The sequence below is a fragment of the Ensifer adhaerens genome (assembly GCF_000697965.2).
GTDB classification, from domain to species: domain Bacteria; phylum Pseudomonadota; class Alphaproteobacteria; order Rhizobiales; family Rhizobiaceae; genus Ensifer; species Ensifer adhaerens.
Genome location: NZ_CP015880.1, coordinates 448,147 through 467,507, shown reverse-complemented (window position 1 = coordinate 467,507; position 19,361 = coordinate 448,147). Strand labels below are relative to the sequence as shown.

The window sequence follows — 19,361 nt, the reverse complement described above, 5'->3', positions numbered from 1 at the left end:
GGTTCAGGTGAGCCTTGGCGCTGTCATCCGCTCTTCGAGGGCGCGCTTCAGTTCGTCCTTGATCGCAGCCGTTGCGTTCAGCACGTCCTGGGCGCGCAGGAAATCCATCACGCGGTAGCGGCCGACATCGGGACGCAACAGGATGTCCGGCGCCCCCTCCTTCAGCTTCATGGCGATGATCGACTGCATCATCAGCTGGCTCGCGCCGAACAGGCTGTCGATCCGGCTCGGGATCGCCTTGCCGTCGCCATCCGGCCCGCCGACGACATCGACCGCAATGACGATATCGGCAAGGCCGCGCAGGTGATCGAAGGGAATGGGATTGTAGATGCCGCCGTCGATCATGACCCGCCCGTCGATCCGGACCGGCGTGAAGATCGCCGGCAGCGCCGCAGACGCAGCCAGGGCCTTGCGGAGGTCGCCCTTCTCGCAGATCTTCTCCGTCTGACCGTAATAGTCGGTGGCGACTACCTTCAGCGGGATTTCGAGGTCGGAGAATTTCTGCGGGATGGCCTCGGGCAGGAAGGCCTTGAGCACCCGCTCGACATTGAACTGGCCGAAACGGAAGCCGCTCGCCATCGCTTCGGAAAGGCTCGACGGCCGCAATTGCCACAGGCGGTTGACCACTTCGCGCCGGTGGCCGACGGTGGAAAGCGTATGGGCCTGGATCTCTTCGCCGCGCAAACCCGCCGCCATGCCGGCGCCCATGATCGCGCCGATCGACGAGCCCGCGATCGCGACCGGCCGAATGCCGAGTTCATCCAGTGCCTCGATGACATGGATATGCGCAAGACCGCGGGCGCCGCCACCGCCAAGCGCCAGCGCGACGGTGGGCCGCGCCGGGGCCCCAGCCGATCCATGCGTCATCGAAAGATCCTGCTTCATCGGCATGCCTCCGCGCTGGGCGGGTTGAGAAAATGGCGTCGTCCGGCTGAGCCTATCCCGGCAACTCAACCGAAATTACGGCATCAGGCTCCGCGAAACCGATAGAAATGCATGCGCGTGTCGCCGAACACCCTGACGTCAAGGTTTTCGAAGACTGCGACCGGCGCCGGCTGGACATCTGCCCGCTCTTCGAGGATCACCAGGGCGCCGGGCACCAGCCAGTTGCCGATGGCAGCCGACTCCAATGCCTTTTCGCCCAGCCCCTTGGCGTAGGGCGGATCGGCGAAGACGAGATGAAACGGCTCCATCGTACCGACGCCGCCAAGGCTCGTGGCGTCGCGCCGGAAGACCTTGGCCCGGCCCTGCAGGCCGAGCGTCTCGACGTTGGTCTGGATCAGGCCCCTGCCCTCGACGCCCTGCTCGACAAAGAGCGCATGCCGGCATCCGCGCGACAGCGCCTCGAAGCCGACGGCGCCGGTGCCCGCGAAAAGGTCGAGCACACGCGTGCCGTCGAGCGCGTCCGGATAGGAATGGCTCAGAATGTTGAACAGGCTTTCGCGCGTCCGGTCCGTGGTCGGCCGGATATCGTTGGACTTTGGGGTCGCCAGGCTGCGACCCCGAAACTCTCCGCCGACGATCCGCACGACCGCTTAGTTTCCTCTGCCGCGCGGCTTGCCGCCGCCAGCCGGGCGCCCGCCGCCGGAGCGACCAGGACCGCCGGGGCGTCCACCGCCGGGCTTGCCGCCACCAGGCTTACCGCCGCGCGGACCGCCGGAGCGTTCACCGAAGGATTTTCCGCCCGAGGGCTTGCCGCCGAACGACTTGCCGCGAGGCTTGTCGCCAAACGGACGGTCGCCACCTTCGCGACGCGGCGGACGGTCACCGTCAGCGCGTGGAGCCCGCGGCTTGTCGAACCGGCGATCACCGCCGTCGCTGCGAGCCGGACGGTCACTGAACGAACGCTCACCGCCTTCGCGACGCTGCGGACGATCACCGTCGGCGCGTGGCGCCCTCGGCTTGTCGGAATAGCTGCGCGGTCCGCCTTCAGAACGGGGACGGTCGCCGCCGTCACGGCGCGCAGGACGGTCACCGTGATCGCGCGACCTGCGGTCACCCGCGTCGCCCGACTTGCGCCGGCCGAAACCGCCATCGCGGCCCTCGTCCTTGCCGCGACGGGCAGGTTCGCTGGCACTGATCCATTCGCCCTCGTCGTCGCGACGCTTGACCGGCGCGGCAGAGGCCGGACGATCGGCGCGGTCGAAGTCTCTGTGCGGGCCACCCTTGCGGTCCGGGTCGAACTTGCCGGTCGTCTTCGTCGCCAGACCATCCTTGTTGCGGCCGTAGCGCTTGGACTTAGGCGCGCTTTCCGGACGCTCGCGACGGGCGGACTTCTCGGTGGCATCGCCATCAACGGACTTCGGCTTCTTTTCGGCGAGCGGGCGGGCGCCCGGCGCCATCCAGACATTGGCCGTGCGGGCGCGCTGAGCCGGCGCGCGCTTCGGCCGATCCTCGAACTTGGCGTCGCGGTCTTCGCGCGGGCCACCCTTGCCGCGGGCACCATCCTTGCCACGACCACCACCGTCGCGGCGGTCGTCACGACGGGTGTCCAGACGAGAAAGGGCACGCTCGCGCTTGTCCTCCGGCTTTTCCCAGCGGTTGTTGCGCTCCGGCCTGCGCGTGTCGGCGGCGTCGTCTTCAGCCTCACCGGCAACGGTCGCCGCCTGATCATTGTAAAGCGGCGCGTCGAAGTTCGCCTTGGCGTCCTCGATCAGGCGCGGTCCCAATTGGTCGCGCAGCGTGCGTCCGCGAATTTCCTGGACGTGTCCTTCCGGCAGTTCGCCGAGCTGGAACGGGCCGTAGGAGATGCGGATCAGGCGGTTGACGTCGAGGCCGAGCGCGCCGAGCACGTTCTTGATTTCGCGGTTCTTGCCTTCGCGAAGCCCCATCGTGATCCAGACGTTCGAGCCCTGGACGCGGTCGAGCGTCGCTTCGATGGCGCCGTACAGCACGCCATCGACGGCGATGCCGTCCTTCAGCTTGTCGAGCGCTTCCTGATCGATCTCGCCATGGGCGCGCACGCGGTAACGGCGCAGCCAGCCGGTCGACGGCAGTTCGAGCACGCGGGCAAGGCCGCCATCATTGGTGAGGAGCAGCAGGCCCTCGGTGTTGATGTCGAGGCGGCCGATCGACAGAACCCGCGGCAGCTCGTCCGGCAGGTTCTCGAATACGGTCGGACGGCCCTCCGGGTCGGCATTGGTGGTCACCAGACCGGCCGGCTTGTGATAGAGCCAGAGGCGCGTGCGCTCGATACCGCGGATCGGCTGGCCATCGACCTCGATCGCATCGGCGAGCGTCGCGTTGACCACGGGCGTGTCGAGGATGACACCGTTGAGCCTGATGCGGCCTTCCATGATCATGCGCTCGACGTCGCGACGCGAGGCAACGCCGGCGCGCGCCAGGATCTTCGAGATGCGCTGCGGCTCGTCGGCGGCCGCTGCAGCCGCTGCCGGGCGCTCCCGGGCCGGACGCGAAGCGCCGGCCTTGGGATCAGACGTCTTTGCGTCGAAGCTCCTGCCGGGGCCCTTGGCACCGAAAGACTTCGGGCCGGAAGCCTTGGCTCCTGCAGCCTTTTTCGGCGCAGCGCCCTTCTTGTCGGCGAAATGCGGTTTCTTGTCCCGGCCAGCGGACTTGCCGCCAGGCCGCGTGGGCTTGTCTTTGGATGTCATTTGTGTTGCCTGCCTTTTGCGGCTGTCCTATCAGGTCGCGGCCCGTGGGTTAAGAGAAATTATTGTTTGAGCGATGGCTGAGACGACACGCTTCATGGATGCGGCCCTTGAAGAGGCCCGCAAGGCTGCCGAACGCGGCGAAGTGCCGATCGGCGCCGTGGTGGTTTTCGACGGCCGGATCATCGCCAGCGCCGGCAATCGGACCCGCGAGCTCAACGACGTGACGGCCCATGCCGAAATTGTCGCGATCCGCGAAGCCTCCGCAGTCCTCAACGACGAACGGCTTGCTGGCGCCGACCTCTACGTGACGCTCGAGCCGTGCACGATGTGCGCCGCGGCGATCTCCTTTGCGCGCATCCGCCGCCTTTACTACGGCGCGGACGATCCGAAAGGCGGTGCGGTCGACAGCGGCGTACGGTTCTTCGGCTCGCCCACCTGCCATCACGCCCCCGACGTCTATTCCGGCCTCGCCGAGCGGGAATCTGCCGAGATCCTGAGGGATTTCTTCGCCAGCAAGCGCTGAGAAGGCACGTCCGTATTCTTGCTTCAGTCGGCTGCGAAGCTCGTCAGTGCTGCGCCCGAGAGACGGTAGCGCGTCCATTCCGACATCGGCTCGGCACCCACGGCCTCGTAGACCCGGATCGCCGGCTCGTTCCAGTCGAGAACGCTCCACTCGAAGCGGCCGCAGCCTTCCTCGACGGCAATCCTTGCCAGGTGCTTCAGGAGCATCTTGCCGGCGCCCGAACCGCGGCAATCCGGCGTGACGTATAGATCCTCGAGATAAAGCCCCTTGCGCGCCTGCCAGGTGGAATAGTTGTAGAACCACATGGCAAAGCCGGCCGGCTTGCCGTCCTTCTCGCAGATCACGGCGCGGGTGATGGCGCCCGGGCCGAAAAGCGAATCCTGGAGCATCCCGACCGTCGCCTCGACGGCGTCGGGCTCTTTTTCGTAGATGGCAAGTTCCGTGATGAAGCGCAGGATCGTCTCTGCATCTTCCGGGCGGGCGTCGCGAATGCTGATGGTCATGGCTCTGGCGCTGCTTAGGCAATTCCAGAAAACGCGCGAAGTGCTTTCGTCCGGAGCTGCATGGATGCAAAAGGGTGAGGCATTCGCCGTTTCAAATGAAACGGCGAACTGGTCTTAGAAGGGCCAATACCACTTGGTGCCGGAATTCTTGACCTGCGCTTCCTTCTTGCGGCGGCGCTCCTTGTCCTTCTCCGGCTCGCCGAGGTCGGTCTCCGTGCCCTCGGGCAGGCGGCGGTAGTCGAGCGGCGGATCGCTCAAGAAGCGGCGCTTGTCGGAATAGGCGCCCTGCTCGACCTTGCGGGCCTCGCGGTAGGCCTCCTGCTGCTCCTTTGCCGAAAGGCGGCGGCCGTTGGCGCTGGCCTTGGCAAGGGGGGAGACGTAGTTCGGGTTGTTCTTGTTGGCGTCGGCCTCTTCACGCAGGCGGTTGCGCACCTCTTCCGGAGACTCGACCCATTCCGGGTTCCCCTCACGGCTGGCGAGCGACTTCTGCGGCTCGACGAGTGACGCCTGCTGGGTGGACGGCGGCAGCACGAGACCAGGACGCGGCTGGTACTTGACCGGATCCCGCTTCGGCGGACCGAAGCTGGCGACGCTGCCGAGGTCGTCCATGAGCTGCTCGCCGGCCGTCTTGTCCGTGCCGTAGGTCGGCCCGCCGATGCAGCCCGTAAGCACCAGGCCGCTCGTCAAAATGGCGGCCACGCTGGCAAACACTCGCAACTCTCGCGTCATTTCCATGAGATTCCTTCCAGCCGGCCACCAGTCAGCGCGGCCACTCAAGCGCCCATGGCGGAGAAATCCGCCAAATTTCGGGCAGGTTTTACCGGATGAACGCAAGGAGTGCAATTCATCCGGTAACAATGCGTTAAGCCTTGAAACCAAGCTCGCGCAAGGCAGCGGCATCCCGGGCGGACACGTCCGGGTAGAGTGCGTCAGAACCGACATCGGTCGTGATCCGCCAGGAGCGAGCACATTTCTGGCCCTCGGCAAGCTTCGGCACGACGCTGACCTTGGCCACGTCAGCCAGCCGGAACGCGTCGGCCGGACCTTCGGTGGTCTCGACAGTGATCCCCGAGGTGATGCAGATCTCGGCGAAATCCTGGCCTTCCAGCGCCTTCAACAGCTCCGGATCGGCCACGTGGACGACCGGTGCGGCTTCCAGCGACGAGCCGATGCGCTTGTCCTTGCGTTCGATCTCGAGCGCGCCGGTGACGACGGTGCGGACCGCACGGATCTTCTCCCACTTGGCTTCGAGCGCATCGTTCTTCCATTCCGCCGGGATCGCCGGGAACTGTTCGAGATGCACCGAGACCGCATCGGGCTTGCGCGACAGCCAGGCCTCTTCGGTCGTAAACGGCAGCATCGGCGCCAGCCACAGCACGAGGCAATCGAAGAGCTTGCGGATGACGGCGAGTGCCGCACGGCGGCGCAGGCTCGACGGCGCGTCGCAGTAGAGCGCATCCTTGCGAACGTCGAAATAGAAGGCCGAGAGTTCGACGTTCGAGAAATCGATCAGCGAACGGGCGATCTTCTTGAAGTCGAAGGCGTCGTAGCCTTCGCGCACGACCTGGTCGAGTTCGGCCAGGCGATGCAGCATCAGCTTTTCGAGTTCCGGCATCTCGGCATAGGCAATTTCCTCGCCCTTGTCGTGGGCGAGCGTGCCGAGCATCCAGCGGATCGTGTTGCGCAGCTTGCGATAGGCGTCGATGTTTGTCTGGATGATCGTCTTGCCGAGGCGCTGATCTTCCCAATAATCCGTCGTCATCACCCACAGGCGCAGGATGTCGGCGCCGGCATCCTTCATCACCTCTTGCGGGGTGACGGTGTTGCCCTTGGACTTCGACATCTTCTCGCCCTTCTCATCCATGGTGAAACCATGGGTGACAACGGCGTTGTAGGGTGCGCGGCCGCGCGTGGCGCAGGCTTCGAGCAGCGAGGAATGGAACCAGCCGCGATGCTGGTCCGAACCTTCGAGATAGACGTCGGCCGGCCACTTCAGGTCCGGACGGTCTTCGAGCGTGAAGGTATGGGTCGAACCGCTGTCGAACCACACGTCGAGGATGTCCATGACCTGATGCCACTTGGCATGATCGTGGTCGTTGCCGAGGAAGCGATCCTTGGCGCCTTCGGTGAACCAGGCATCGGCACCTTCCTGTTCGAAAGCGTCGAGGATGCGAGCGTTGACGGCCTCGTCGATCAGGATCTCGCCCTGATCGTCGGCAAAGATCGCGATCGGCACGCCCCAGGCGCGCTGGCGCGAGAGCACCCAGTCCGGACGGCCTTCGATCATCGCACGCAGGCGGTTCTGGCCGGCGCCCGGAACGAAGCGGGTGTCGTCGATGGCGGACAGCGCGCGCGAACGCAGGGTCGTGCCATCACCAAAGGCCTTGTCCATGTAGACGAACCATTGCGGCGTGTTGCGGAAGATCACCGGCTTCTTCGAGCGCCAGGAATGCGGATAGGAATGCTTGAGGCGACCGCGAGCGAAGAGCGCGTGACGGGCGATCAGCGCCTTGATGACGCGATCGTTGGCGTCACCCTTCTTGCCCTTGTCGTCGATGACGCGGCCCGCGCCACCTTCGGCGTCCGGGCCGAAACCATGGGCGTCAGCGGTGAAGTAGCCGGCATCATCGACCGTGAACGGGATCGCCGAGGAGATGCCGCGGGCTTCGAGCGCGCGGGCATTGTCCATCCAGGCATCAAAGTCCTCGCGGCCGTGGCTCGGGGCCGTGTGCACGAAGCCGGTGCCGGCATCGTCTGTCACGTGGTCGCCGTCGAGCAACGGCACCTTGAAGGCGTAGCCGCCGCCCAGACCGTGCAGCGGATGGGCGCAGGTCACGGACGACAGTTCATCGGCCTCGAGGTCGCGAACGAAGTTGAAGGTGAGCTTCGCCTTGGCGGCAGACTCATCGGCCAGGCGCTTGGCAAAGATCAGCTTCTCGCCCGGCTGGGGGCCGAAATCGTTCTCGGCGGTCGCCACTTCGTAGAGGCCATAGGCATAACGCGACGAGTAGGCGATGGCGCGGTTGCCGGGGATGGTCCAGGGCGTGGTCGTCCAGATCACAACGAAGGTGCCGGCAAGGCTGTCGGGACCTTCGGTGACCGGGAACTTCACCCAGATCATGTCGCTTTCGACATCGGCGTATTCGACTTCGGCTTCGGCAAGCGCCGTGCGCTCGACGACCGACCACATGACAGGCTTCGAGCCGCGATAGAGTTGGCCGAGCTTGGCGATCTTCATCAGTTCGCCGGCGATGCGCGCTTCGGCGTGGAAGTTCATCGTCGTGTAGGGATTGTCGAAGTCGCCCTCGATGCCGAGACGCTTGAACTCCTCGGCCTGGACCTGGATCCAGCCGGCGGCGAAATCGCGGCATTCCCGACGGAACTCGTTGACCGGAACCTCGTCCTTGTTCTGGCCCTTCTCGCGGTACTTCTCCTCGATCTTCCACTCGATCGGCAGACCGTGGCAGTCCCAGCCGGGTACGTAGTTGGCGTCGAAACCGCGCATCTGGAACGAGCGGTTGATGACGTCCTTGAGGATCTTGTTCAGCGCGTGGCCGATGTGGATGTTGCCGTTGGCATAGGGCGGGCCGTCGTGCAGCACGAACTTGTCGCGGCCGGCAGCCGATGCGCGCAGCTTCTTGTAGAGGCCCATCTTCTGCCAGCGGGCCACCGTTTCCGGCTCCTTCTGCGGCAGGCCCGCGCGCATCGGAAATTCCGTCTGCGGCAGATAGAGGGTCGAGGAGTAGTCGATCTTTTCAGCGGTGTCGGTCATGGTTTTTGCAATCGCTTCTTCGCGCGAACGGCCGCGCATACGAAATGGGCTCGGTATCGAGAGATGACTGGGGCGTCGGAAACGCCGAAATCCCGGACCTTCCGGCTGATCACAGCACGCGGAAGGCCGGGCCAATAATTCGCTGATCGATGATCAATCGACGGTGCCGGGTCATGGTGGCCGGTTGTTTAAGGCGTTTTCGGCCTTTTGAAAAGGTCCGCCGCCGCGCGAAGACCGAAATCTTTTATCGGGCGAAGTTGAGCTTGCGGTCGATGTCACCGAGTGGCGTGACGCCGGAAAGCAGCGCGCGGGCCTCGGCCTCGTCCTGCCGGATCTGCGCCACCAGCGGATCGAGGCCATCGAATTTCAATTCGTCGCGCAGGTGACCGAAGAAAGTCACGGCGCAGACTTCGCCATAGAGATCGCCGGAGAAGTCGAAGACGAAGGTCTCGAGCAGCGGTTCGCCGTCGCTGTCGACCGTCGGCCGGCGCCCGAAACTGGCGACCCCGTCGTAAAGCGAGCCGTCGGGACGACGGAAGCGCACGGCGTAGATGCCGGGTCGGAGTTCCACCTCGGGTGCAAGCCGCATGTTGGCGGTGGGAAAACCGAGTTCGCGACCGAGCTTCTTGCCGCCGATCACCTCGGCTTCGACGAGATAACGGTAGCCGAGCATGCCCGCGGCCTGGGCGACATCGCCTTCGCCGAGCAGCGCGCGGACATAGCTCGACGAGATGACGGATGCATTTTCATCACGGAAGGCATCGACCAGCGTCACACCAAACCCGTTGTCGCCGCCTGCCGCCATCAGAAAGGCGGGCCCGCCTTCGCGGCCCTTGCCGAAATGAAAGTCGAAACCGGTCACCACATGCGAGGCATGCAGCCATTCAAGCAGGATGCGGTGGATGAAATCCGAGGCGGAAAGCTGAGAGAAGGTACGGTCGAAGGGATATTCGATGACGGCGCCGAAGCCCATGCCTTCGAGGATGCGCGCCTTCAGCGGCGCCGGCGTCAGCCGGAAGACTGGAGTGTCCGGGCGAAAAACGGTTCGCGGATGCGGCTCGAAAGTCAGGACCAGCGCGGGCACGCCGCGCGACTTGGCCTCCTCCAGCGCCCGGTTAAGGACCGACTGGTGGCCGCGGTGAACGCCATCGAAATTGCCGATGGCGACGACACCGCCGCGCAAGTGCTCCGGAAGCGGATCACGGGTCTCGTTGCGATGAAAAACCGTCATCTCCGTCTTCCCGTCAGGCGAGCCGTGGCATCCAGTATTTCGGCGAGGCGCCCTCCTTCTTGAGGAAGGCGGCAAGCTTCGCCTCGTCGGTCCGGCTTTCGTTCATGTATTCCTGGGCGTGGATACCGGCGCTGATATAGAGCAGATCCAGGCCCGCGTCCTGCGCGCCCTTGACGTCCGTCGGCATGCCGTCGCCGACGGCGATGACACGGGTCAGGTCAATCGCCCCGCGCGCGGCCTTCGCCTCGCCCAGGGCGGCGCGATAGATCGCGATATAGGGTTTGCCGGCGATGCGCGCCTCGCCACCCAGCTCTTCGTAAAGCTTGGCAATCGCACCGGCGCAGGGGATCAGCCGGTGACCACGCTCGACGACGAGGTCCGGGTTGGCGCAGATGAACGGGATCTTGCGCTTGGCAAGGCCCGTCAGGGTCGCGCGGTAATGCTCGGGCGTTTCGGTCTCGTCGTCATAGAAGCCGGCGCAGACGACCGTCTCGGCATCTTCCGAGGAAACGATCTGCGTCCCCAGCCCCTCGAGCAGGGGCAGGTCGCGCTCGGCGCCGATGAAGAAGATCTTCTTGTCGGCGGCAGCGATCAGCGCCCGGGTCACGTCGCCCGAAGTGACGATCCGATCATAGGCTTCGTCGGGCACGCCGAGACTGCGGATCTGCACCTTCACCATCGGGCTCGGGCGCGGTGAATTGGTGATGAGCACGACGGTCAGTCCGGCGGCGCGCGCCTCGGCCAATGCTTCACAGGCGGACGCGAAAGCCTGCACGCCGTTGTGAAGCACGCCCCAGACGTCACATAAAACGACATCGTAGCGCTTGGCGATTTCGCGAAAACTGTTGATCCTTGCGGCCATCCTGGCTTCCTGCAAACACGGTTTCCGGCTTGCATGGCAAGGAAGACAGGAGATTACAAGTCTCGTCTCCCGAAAAAGGCGCACCCTCCCAAGGATTCCGGCGGTGTCGAGAACCAGGAAAAATGCACTGCAGATGCGGCCCGCCGCGTAGAAGCACATTGTCGTGGTTATCAACCGTCAAAATCCCGCCCATGCCACTCATCGACGCGATCGCCCACATTTCGCCAAGAATGGGGCTAGGCTGCCTGTGCCCGCGCCTGCTGCGCCCGTCCAGGGCAACTGCCGTCAGCAAAAAATCTAGGCGCCGATCCTTGACTCACCCCATACCCAAGCTTATCTCGGCATCGCTAGCACTCGATAAATGAGAGTGCTAACACCCATCCATCGGGTCGATCAGCGATCCGTAATGTCATTTGATCGAGGGATTAGACTAATGGCAAGCACCAACTTCCGCCCGCTGCACGACCGCGTCGTCGTTCGCCGCGTTGAGTCTGAAGAGAAGACCAAGGGCGGCATCATCATTCCGGACACCGCCAAGGAAAAGCCGCAGGAAGGCGAAATCGTCGCCGTCGGTTCGGGCGCCCGTGACGAAAGCGGCAAGGTCGTTGCCCTCGACGTCAAGGCTGGCGACCGCGTTCTGTTCGGCAAGTGGTCGGGCACCGAAGTCAAGATCAACGGCGAAGACCTTCTGATCATGAAGGAAGCCGACATCATGGGCATCATCGGCTGATCAGCCGGCGTCCACCCCTTTTTATGACAACCAATGGGCAATGAGCCCGGGAGTTTTCTCTAATGGCTGCAAAAGAAATCAAGTTCGGCCGCACCGCGCGCGAAAAGATGCTGCGTGGCGTCGACATCCTCGCTGACGCGGTAAAGGTCACGCTCGGCCCGAAGGGTCGTAACGTCATCATCGACAAGTCCTTCGGCGCTCCGCGCATCACCAAGGACGGCGTATCGGTCGCCAAGGAAATCGAACTCGAAGACAAGTTCGAAAACATGGGCGCCCAGATGGTCCGCGAAGTTGCTTCGAAGACCAACGACATCGCCGGCGACGGCACCACGACTGCAACCGTTCTTGCCCAGGCGATCGTTCGCGAAGGCGCAAAGGCTGTTGCTGCCGGCATGAACCCGATGGACCTGAAGCGTGGTATCGACCTCGCTGTCACCGAAGTCGTCAAGGATCTCCAGGCCAAGGCCAAGAAGATCAACACTTCGGAAGAAGTTGCACAGGTCGGCACGATCTCGGCCAACGGCGAGCGTCAGATCGGCCTCGACATCGCTGAAGCGATGCAGAAGGTCGGCAACGAAGGCGTCATCACGGTTGAAGAAGCCAAGACCGCCGAAACGGAACTCGAAGTCGTCGAAGGCATGCAGTTCGACCGCGGCTACCTGTCGCCCTACTTCGTCACCAACCCGGAAAAGATGGTCGCTGACCTCGACGACGTCTTCGTTCTCCTTCACGAGAAGAAGCTCTCGAACCTCCAGGCCATGCTCCCGGTTCTCGAAGCTGTCGTTCAGACCGGCAAGCCGCTCCTCATCATCGCTGAAGACGTCGAAGGCGAAGCTCTTGCAACGCTCGTCGTCAACAAGCTGCGTGGCGGCCTGAAGATCGCTGCCGTCAAGGCTCCGGGCTTCGGCGATCGCCGCAAGGCCATGCTCGAAGACATCGCCATCCTGACGGGCGGCACCGTGATCTCCGAAGACCTCGGCATCAAGCTCGAAAACGTCACGCTCGACATGCTCGGCCGTGCGAAGAAGGTTTCGATCTCCAAGGAAAACACGACGATCGTCGACGGCGCCGGCCAGAAGGCCGACATCGAAGGCCGCGTTGCCCAGATCAAGGCCCAGATCGAAGACACCACCTCCGACTACGACCGCGAGAAGCTGCAGGAACGTCTTGCCAAGCTCGCTGGCGGCGTTGCCGTGATCCGCGTTGGCGGCTCGACGGAAGTCGAAGTGAAGGAAAAGAAGGACCGCATCGACGACGCTCTCAACGCGACGCGCGCTGCTGTTCAGGAAGGCATCGTACCGGGCGGCGGCGTTGCCCTGCTGCGTTCTTCCGTCAAGATCACCGTCAAGGGTGCAAACGACGACCAGGAAGCCGGCATCAACATCGTTCGTCGCGCTCTGCAGGCTCCGGCCCGCCAGATCGCTGAGAACGCTGGTGACGAAGCCTCCATCGTTGTCGGCAAGATCCTCGACAAGGACCAGGACAACTTCGGCTACAACGCCCAGACCGGCGAATACGGCGACATGATCTCGATGGGCATCATCGACCCGGTCAAGGTCGTTCGCACCGCCCTTCAGGACGCTGCTTCGGTTGCCGGCCTCCTCGTCACGACGGAAGCCATGATCGCCGAACTGCCGAAGAAGGACGCCCCGGCTGGCATGCCTGGCGGCATGGGCGGCATGGGCGGCATGGACATGATGTGATAATGGCGACAGCCTTATCGCAGCATCGTCCATAAAGCTTCGCCCATGCACTTAAAGTGGTTCAGCGCGTCAAGCGCGCTGAACGGGCGGCATGGACATGATGTGATAATGGCGACAGCCTTATCGCAGCATCGTCCATAAAGCTTCGCCCATGCACTTAAAGTGGTTCAGCGCGTCAAGCGCACTGAACGGGCGGCATGGACATGATGTGATAATGGCGAAAGCCTTATTGCAAGGATCCATCCGGATCGGAAAGGCGGCCTTCGGGTCGCCTTTCTTGTTTTTTATCAATGCCACTCATCGCCGGAGAGCATCTGCCGAACAGTCGGCAGGAAAAAACCCATCGGTTGTAGTCAGGCTTCAAAAAACCGTTGAAGTCGAAAAAAAACGAACTATAACAGCGCCCCAAGTGAGCGAAGATTGAGGGGAGACTGGGCGGCACACTTAAGGCAGACAGGCAATCGCCGGGGCTTTTTCGTATTCGCTGCCCATCCGGAAATTCTTCGAGACTATACCTAAAGAATAAAAGTATTTAATCGCAAATTAAGCCGACACTCTCCTTCGAAATAAGTTCGCCGGCGAGATCCACTACTATCTATAGACCTTTCTACTTGAGAAAACACCCACATCACGTGGCGTGCGCTCTCGTATTGGTCATGTCGGGCGCAGTTTGCACATTGGGACGCGTTTCCCTGGGGCGCCGAAGGCAGCTCCGGGAACTCTGCTGGGGTAGACCGTGTTTAAGATCACCAGAGCAAATTCCGCTCCCCTCGGCTCTTCGGGACATCTGCATCCGGGCCTACCGCATCATGAATTCATGGAGCAGTTTTGCGTCTCGGAGGGGTGGTCCGGCGACCTGTCGACGGGCCTGTTCCGGCTCGGCGAGAAGGCGGCCGCGATCCATGGCCTGCGTGACGGCGAGTGCGGCCTTCTGAACTTCGTTCGCTGCTACGATCCGGCCGATCGCAATCACGTGCTCGAACTGTTCGAACAGGCGGCAACGAGCTGCTCGTCTTTCTGCTTTTCGACGACGATCGCGCTCGAGGAGTCCGGCCAGAAGCAGCCGCTATTCTGCATCGGAGAATCCTCCGGCCTCGAACAGCGCTATTCCGGCATGATCACCGGCATCTTTTTCTTTCCACGCTTTCTCGTGGAAGTCGCGGGTCGCGCACTGCTGCGCCAGTAAGCCCGCCCCTGCCCGCGCACGGGCCCGAGTGTAGAGAACCCTCGATCACATATGGCCGCCGCAACCGCCCCATGGGCGATTGCGGTGAAGGTGTGCGGCAGAGACGCGGACGTACGGCTCAGGCTGCCGCCGCGTCGTCCTTGCCCGTGAAGAGCACCGTGATCGGCGCCGGGCGACCAAGCAGATAGCCCTGCGCCTCGTCGCAGCCCTCGGCTTGCAGGATATCGAGCTGCTTCTGCGTTTCGACGCCTTCGGCAAGGACAGGCACGGACAGGCTCTGGCCGAGCGCAAGAATGGCGCGCACGATCGCCTTGGCCTGCGGGCTGCCTTCCACTTCCCACATGAAGCTCCGGTCGAGCTTGATCTTGTCGAAGGGGAAGGACCGCAGCGTCTCGAGCGACGAATAGCCGGTCCCGAAGTCGTCGATCGCGATGGTGACGCCCAGTTCCTTGATCTGGCGCAGCGTCAGCAGCGCCCGCTCCTTGTCGTCGATGATCGTCGATTCCGTGATTTCGAGCTCCAGCCGGTTCGGGTCGAGACCCGTGTCGGCAAGCACGTCCTGAACCAGACTGACGATGTCGCCGTTGGCAAGCTGGACCGGCGAAAGGTTGACGGCAATCTTGTGACTGCTCTCCCAGCCCGCCGCCTCGCGGCAGGCCTCGCGCAGCACCCATTCGCCGATCGGCAGGATCGCGCCGCATTCCTCGGCAAGCGGGATGAACTCGCTCGGAGGCACCATGCCGCGTTCCGGATGGCTCCAGCGCAGGAGCACCTCGTAGCCGATGACGGCGCCGCTCATCACAGACTTCTGCACCTGGTAGTGCAAGGCAAGCTGCTTCTTCTCGACCGCGTCCCAGAGATCGTTGGCAAGCGCGCGCCGCTGGCGGGCAGCTTCATCCATCGACACCTCGTAGAAGCAGACGGTCTGGTTGAGGGCGGCCTTCGCCCGGTACATCGCAAGGTCGGCATTGTTGATCAGCGTGTCGGCCGTCTCGGCATCCTGCGGATAGATCGCGACACCCATGCTGCCGCCGGACTTGAGCTCGAAATCGCCAAAGCGCATTTCCTCATGCAGGCTCTTTTCGATCCGGCGCAGGAAGTCGTTAAGCTCGGAGAGTTCCTCGAAGCGCTTGACCGCCGCGAACTCGTCGCCGCCGAAGCGTGCCACGAACTCGCCTTCCTGCAGAAGGCCCTTCATGCGCTGGGCGATCGTCACCAGCACGAAGTCTCCGGCGGCGTGGCCGTGCAGATCGTTGACTTCCTTGAACTTGTTGAGGTCGATGCCGATGACGGCGACCTTGCGGTTGAACCAGGCGGCCGCGTCCAGCTCCTCTTCGAGATAGCTGCTGAACTGCAGCCGGTTCGGCAGCCCCGTGAGGCTGTCGTGGCGGGCAAGGAAGGTAATCTGCTCCTCGGTGTCGAGCCGCTCGGTGATGTCCTCATAGGTGCTCACCCAGCCGCCATCGGGCAGCGTGCGATGCTTGGTCAGGATCGAGCGGCCGTTGACGAGCTTTTCGACGATATCGCCGCCGCCATTGCCGACCATTTCGATCCGGTGCTTCTGGTAGAGCTCCTCGGCCTTGGTCCGGGCCATCTCCGGATCTGTGTAGATGCGGGCAAAGACGATATCGAGGATTTCGCGGAAGGTCAGCCCCTTGCCGGCGAGTGTCTCGGAGAAGCCGAAGATCTCTCGGCAGCGACGGTTGGAGAGCAACAGCCGGTCGCTGCTGTCGAACAGGCAGATGCCCTGCGACATGTTTTCGAGCGCGACATCGAGATTGTTGCTGACTTCGGCGATACGGTCGGCGTCAAGCTTCGCCTTGGTGATGTCCTTGACGATCTTGATGAAGCCGGCGTGCTTGCCGTCGTCGTCCATGAAGGGGTCGAGCACCACGTGAGCCCAGAACCGGGATCCGTCCTTGCGATAGCGCCAGCCTTCGTTCTCGTACTTACCATCGGCCAGTGCGACCTCGAGCGCCCGCTGCGGTACGCCGTCGCGCTGATCCTCCTGCGAGTAGAAGCAGGCGAAATTCTTGCCGACGATTTCCTCGCCCTTATAGCCCTTGTTGGCCTCGGCGCCGGCGTTCCAGCTGGCGACGCGGCCGTCGGTGTCGAGCATATAGATCGCGTAGTCCTTCACGCTGCGCACGAAGCGGGCGAATTCCCGTTCGGCAGCAGCGGCGGAAAGCTCGGCATGATGGGCGAAGCCGGCGGCGATCAGCACCATCGACAGCAGGAAGAAGGCGGTGCCGGCGATGACGAAGGCAAGCAGATGCGGCTGGATCATGCCCGCATGGGTCGGCGTCAGCAGATCGGCCTCGATCGTGACCGCACCCATGGCGGTGAAATGCAACGCGACGATCCCGAGCGTCATCAGCAGGGTGGCAAGGATCTTCGCCTTCAGCGGCTTGCCGACACTGGCGATCGTGCGCAGAGCGGCGATGTCAAACAGCGAGCCGACGACCACGGAGGCGACGACCAGTGCCGCATTCCAGCGGATGCTGCCCGGCACGTCGAGCGCCGCCATGCCAAGAAAATGCATGCAGGCGACGCCGCCGCCGAGAACGAAGCCGCCAGCAATCCAGCCGAGGCGGTCCTGAACATGGGTCGCGATCAATAGGGCCGTCGTGGTGAGGATGATGGCAACGGCCAGCGACAGGCCGGTGAGATCCATCTGGTAGCCGAGGACGACGCCGGGATCATAGGCGAGCATGGCGATGAAGTGGGTCGCCCAGATGCCGAAGCCGCTGGCGATGCCGGCGGCCGTCGCCCAGATCGCTTTCGCCTTGCCCGAGGAGCCGCGGGCGCGCTGCAGCAGCGTTACTGCTCCGTAACTCGCGAGAAAGCACACAAGTGCGGCCAAAACGACCAGTCTGGGATTATGCTCTACCACCAGGCATGTAAGAACCTTGAACATCGCCAATCGCCTAAATCAAATTCTGTCGGGAAACGAGACCTCTCGCCTCCACTTAAGCTGCCTGTGTTGGCGTCAGGTGATTTAAGGAAGTGATAAATCGAGGCTCTGCCGGGCAATTGCCCAGCAAGACAATAGTTTCGTCGTTAACGAATTTTGAAACCACGCCGCCTTCAAGTTGCAGCCTGCCAAAAAGCGCCGCCTGGCGTGGTTCGCCGCCTATGCTTGCGACAGCAGCGCCTTGAGGTCGGATTGGGGATCGGCGATGACGGCTCGGTCAGGATTGATGCCGCTCTCCAGCAGCTTCTTGCCGGTCACATAGGCCTTGGCGTCGTTGATCGCATCGACGGCCACCAGGCGCCCCTGCCGGAAATACCAGACCGACACGCTGCCTTCGCGCTGGCCGGGCCTGACGATGGTTTCGTCGTGGCCGAGCCCGAAGCCGGCGATCTGCAGCTTGACGTCGTACTGGTCCGACCAGAACCAGGGCTTGGGATCGTAAGGGGCATCACTGCCGGCAAGGATAGCCGCGACCGCTTCGGCCTGATCGACGGCATTCTGCACCGACTCCAGCCGGATGCGCAGATCCTCGAAGGGAAGAACGGCGCAATCACCCATCGCGAAGACCGCCGGATCGGAGGTGCGGCCATGCGCGTCGACGACGATGCCGTTTGCGGTTTCGAGCCCGGCGTCGTGGGCCAGGCGATCATTGGCGGTCACGCCGATGCCGACGATGACGACATCGACCGGCAAGGTGGAACCATCGGAGAGTTCCGCCGCGGTGACACGGCCATTGTCGCCGACGAGGCGGTTGAGACCGGTACCCTCGCGAATATCGACGCCGCGACCACGATGAATGTCGCGCACGAGCCCCGACGTCGCCGAGGAGGCAACACGCTGCAGGATGCGGTCGGCCATTTCGATGACCGTGACGTCCAGGCCGCAGGTGCGCGCGACGGCTGCCGCTTCAAGACCGATGTAACCACCGCCGATGACGAGCGCGCGACGGCCGGGCTTCATCTCCTCGGCAAGGCTGTCGGCATCCCTGAAGTCGCGAACGACGAAGACACCCTCGAGATCGCCGCCGACCGAGGCCGGCAGCCGGCGCGGCGTGGCGCCGGTCGCAAAGGCCAGCACTTCATAGTCGAGCGATGTGCCATCGCTGAGCGTCACGTGTTTGCCGGCCCGGTCAAGCCCGATCACGGTCGTTTCGAGGCGCACGTCGACAGCGTGCTCGCCGTACCAGGCTTCCGGCCGGTAGAGCAGGCGGTCGAGGCTCATCTCGCGCAGGAGATACTTTTTGGAGAGCGGCGGGCGCTGATAGGGCAGGCTTGCTTCGGAGGCGACGATGGTGATCGGCCGCTCGTCCTTGAGCGCACGGAGCTTCGCAACTAGAGCAAAGGCGGCCTGACCGCCACCGACAACAACAAGCCTTCCGGACACGCTTCCCACCTGCCTTTATTCATCTGTACAACAAGGCCTAGCCTTCCGCCCGAGCTTCGTCAACTCTGGCACAGGCCACGCCGTTTGCTATTCCTTGCGCGGCACGTCCATGCCCTTTTGAGCCGCCGGGCGCGACAGGCCGCGCTCGACCCAGGCCATCACCTTGGGGAAGCTCTTGTAATCCAGGACCTCGGCACCGCCATAGAATCTGCGCGCACCTTCGACCCAGGGATAGGTGGCGATGTCAGCGATCGTGTAATCGTCGCCCATCAGCCATTGCCGCCCGTCAAGGCGGGTTTCGAGCACGCCGAGCAGCCGCTTGGCTTCGTCACGGTAGCGCTCGACGGGGTAGGAATTGTTGGCGACCTTGTCGGCGGCGAACTTGAAGAAGTGACCGAACTGGCCGAACATCGGACCGACGCCGCCCATCTGGAACATAACCCAGGCGATCGTTTCGTAGCGGCCGGCCGCGTCGGCAGGCAGCAGCTTGCCGGTCTTTTTAGCGAGATAGATAAGGATCGCGCCGGACTCGAACAGCCCGATTGGCTTTCCATCCGGGCCGTTGGGATCGATGATCGCCGGGATGCGGCCGTTGGGGTTGAGCGAGACGAACTCCGGCGACTTCTGGTCATTGGTATCGAAGGCGATGCGGTGCGGTTCGTAGGGCAGGCCCAGCTCTTCGAGCGCGATCGAAACCTTCACGCCGTTCGGCGTCGGCAGCGAATAGAGCTGGATGATATCAGGGTTTTTCGCCGGCCAGCGCTTGGTGATCGGAAAGGCGGACAGATCGGCCATGAAGGTCTCCTGGAACGGAACAGCGGGAGGCGGCAGAAACGCCGCACGCAGACTTACATAGGAGCGGAGGGCGCGCCTTTTGAGGGCC

General features: G+C 63.4%; 15 protein-coding genes. 4 read left to right on the top strand and 11 right to left on the bottom strand.

Annotation, left to right across the window (positions count from 1 at the left end; translation table 11 throughout):
* Positions 1 to 3 precede the first annotated feature (3 nt).
* From FA04_RS02160 to FA04_RS02150, 3 genes are all read right to left on the bottom strand, one after another.
* The gene (locus FA04_RS02160) at positions 4 to 885 is read right to left on the bottom strand and encodes a patatin-like phospholipase family protein (protein ID WP_034800986.1); all 882 of its coding nucleotides are present in this window, start codon (positions 883 to 885) and stop codon (positions 4 to 6) included.
* Positions 886 to 968: 83 nt separating this feature from the next.
* Positions 969 to 1,529: a 16S rRNA (guanine(966)-N(2))-methyltransferase RsmD gene (gene rsmD, locus FA04_RS02155; protein WP_034800983.1), complete on the bottom strand. Its 561-nt coding sequence runs from the start codon at positions 1,527 to 1,529 to the stop codon at positions 969 to 971.
* A 6-nt stretch (positions 1,530 to 1,535) separates the two neighbouring features.
* Positions 1,536 to 3,611 carry a pseudouridine synthase gene (locus FA04_RS02150; RefSeq protein WP_034800981.1) on the bottom strand — a complete coding sequence of 692 codons (2,076 nt, stop codon included), beginning with the start codon at positions 3,609 to 3,611 and terminating at the stop codon, positions 1,536 to 1,538.
* Between the two features lie 73 nt (positions 3,612 to 3,684).
* Here FA04_RS02150 and FA04_RS02145 point away from each other — a divergent pair, with 73 nt between their 5' ends.
* Positions 3,685 to 4,134: a nucleoside deaminase gene (locus FA04_RS02145; protein ID WP_034800979.1), complete on the top strand. Its 450-nt coding sequence runs from the start codon at positions 3,685 to 3,687 to the stop codon at positions 4,132 to 4,134.
* A 23-nt stretch (positions 4,135 to 4,157) separates the two neighbouring features.
* Here FA04_RS02145 and FA04_RS02140 read toward each other — a convergent pair whose 3' ends face one another.
* The 5 genes from FA04_RS02140 to FA04_RS02120 all read right to left on the bottom strand — a co-directional run bounded on the left by FA04_RS02140 (position 4,158) and on the right by FA04_RS02120 (position 10,502).
* Positions 4,158 to 4,637 carry a GNAT family N-acetyltransferase gene (locus tag FA04_RS02140; RefSeq protein WP_034800977.1) on the bottom strand — a complete coding sequence of 160 codons (480 nt, stop codon included), beginning with the start codon at positions 4,635 to 4,637 and terminating at the stop codon, positions 4,158 to 4,160.
* Positions 4,638 to 4,751: 114 nt separating this feature from the next.
* Positions 4,752 to 5,372: a hypothetical protein gene (locus tag FA04_RS02135; RefSeq protein ID WP_034800975.1), complete on the bottom strand. Its 621-nt coding sequence runs from the start codon at positions 5,370 to 5,372 to the stop codon at positions 4,752 to 4,754.
* A gap of 127 nt (positions 5,373 to 5,499) precedes the next feature.
* Complete coding sequence (gene ileS, locus FA04_RS02130; protein ID WP_034801431.1) at positions 5,500 to 8,409, bottom strand: isoleucine--tRNA ligase; 2,910 nt, start codon at positions 8,407 to 8,409, stop codon at positions 5,500 to 5,502.
* Between the two features lie 244 nt (positions 8,410 to 8,653).
* Positions 8,654 to 9,640, bottom strand: a complete 987-nt coding sequence (locus FA04_RS02125; protein WP_034800973.1) for a bifunctional riboflavin kinase/FAD synthetase — start codon at positions 9,638 to 9,640, stop codon at positions 8,654 to 8,656.
* Between the two features lie 13 nt (positions 9,641 to 9,653).
* Positions 9,654 to 10,502, bottom strand: a complete 849-nt coding sequence (locus FA04_RS02120; RefSeq protein WP_034800971.1) for a TIGR01459 family HAD-type hydrolase — start codon at positions 10,500 to 10,502, stop codon at positions 9,654 to 9,656.
* A 433-nt stretch (positions 10,503 to 10,935) separates the two neighbouring features.
* Here FA04_RS02120 and groES point away from each other — a divergent pair, with 433 nt between their 5' ends.
* The 3 genes from groES (at position 10,936) to FA04_RS02105 (ending at position 14,121) form a co-directional block, all read left to right on the top strand.
* Positions 10,936 to 11,232, top strand: a complete 297-nt coding sequence (groES, locus tag FA04_RS02115; RefSeq protein ID WP_004675403.1) for a co-chaperone GroES — start codon at positions 10,936 to 10,938, stop codon at positions 11,230 to 11,232.
* Between the two features lie 62 nt (positions 11,233 to 11,294).
* A complete protein-coding gene (gene groL / locus FA04_RS02110; protein ID WP_034800965.1) occupies positions 11,295 to 12,935 on the top strand; it encodes a chaperonin GroEL in 1,641 nt (546 codons plus the stop codon).
* Positions 12,936 to 13,671: 736 nt separating this feature from the next.
* Positions 13,672 to 14,121 (top strand): hypothetical protein, encoded by a 450-nt coding sequence (locus FA04_RS02105; RefSeq protein ID WP_034800963.1) that lies wholly within the window; start codon positions 13,672 to 13,674, stop codon positions 14,119 to 14,121.
* Positions 14,122 to 14,239: 118 nt separating this feature from the next.
* Here FA04_RS02105 and FA04_RS02100 read toward each other — a convergent pair whose 3' ends face one another.
* The 3 genes from FA04_RS02100 to FA04_RS02090 all read right to left on the bottom strand — a co-directional run bounded on the left by FA04_RS02100 (position 14,240) and on the right by FA04_RS02090 (position 19,273).
* Positions 14,240 to 17,038 carry a bifunctional diguanylate cyclase/phosphodiesterase gene (locus FA04_RS02100; RefSeq protein ID WP_034800961.1) on the bottom strand — a complete coding sequence of 933 codons (2,799 nt, stop codon included), beginning with the start codon at positions 17,036 to 17,038 and terminating at the stop codon, positions 14,240 to 14,242.
* 216 nt (positions 17,039 to 17,254) lie between these two features.
* Positions 17,255 to 18,478 (bottom strand): NAD(P)/FAD-dependent oxidoreductase, encoded by a 1,224-nt coding sequence (locus FA04_RS02095; RefSeq protein WP_034801428.1) that lies wholly within the window; start codon positions 18,476 to 18,478, stop codon positions 17,255 to 17,257.
* An 87-nt stretch (positions 18,479 to 18,565) separates the two neighbouring features.
* Positions 18,566 to 19,273 (bottom strand): glutathione binding-like protein, encoded by a 708-nt coding sequence (locus FA04_RS02090; protein WP_034800959.1) that lies wholly within the window; start codon positions 19,271 to 19,273, stop codon positions 18,566 to 18,568.
* Between the last annotated feature and the right edge of the window lie 88 nt (positions 19,274 to 19,361).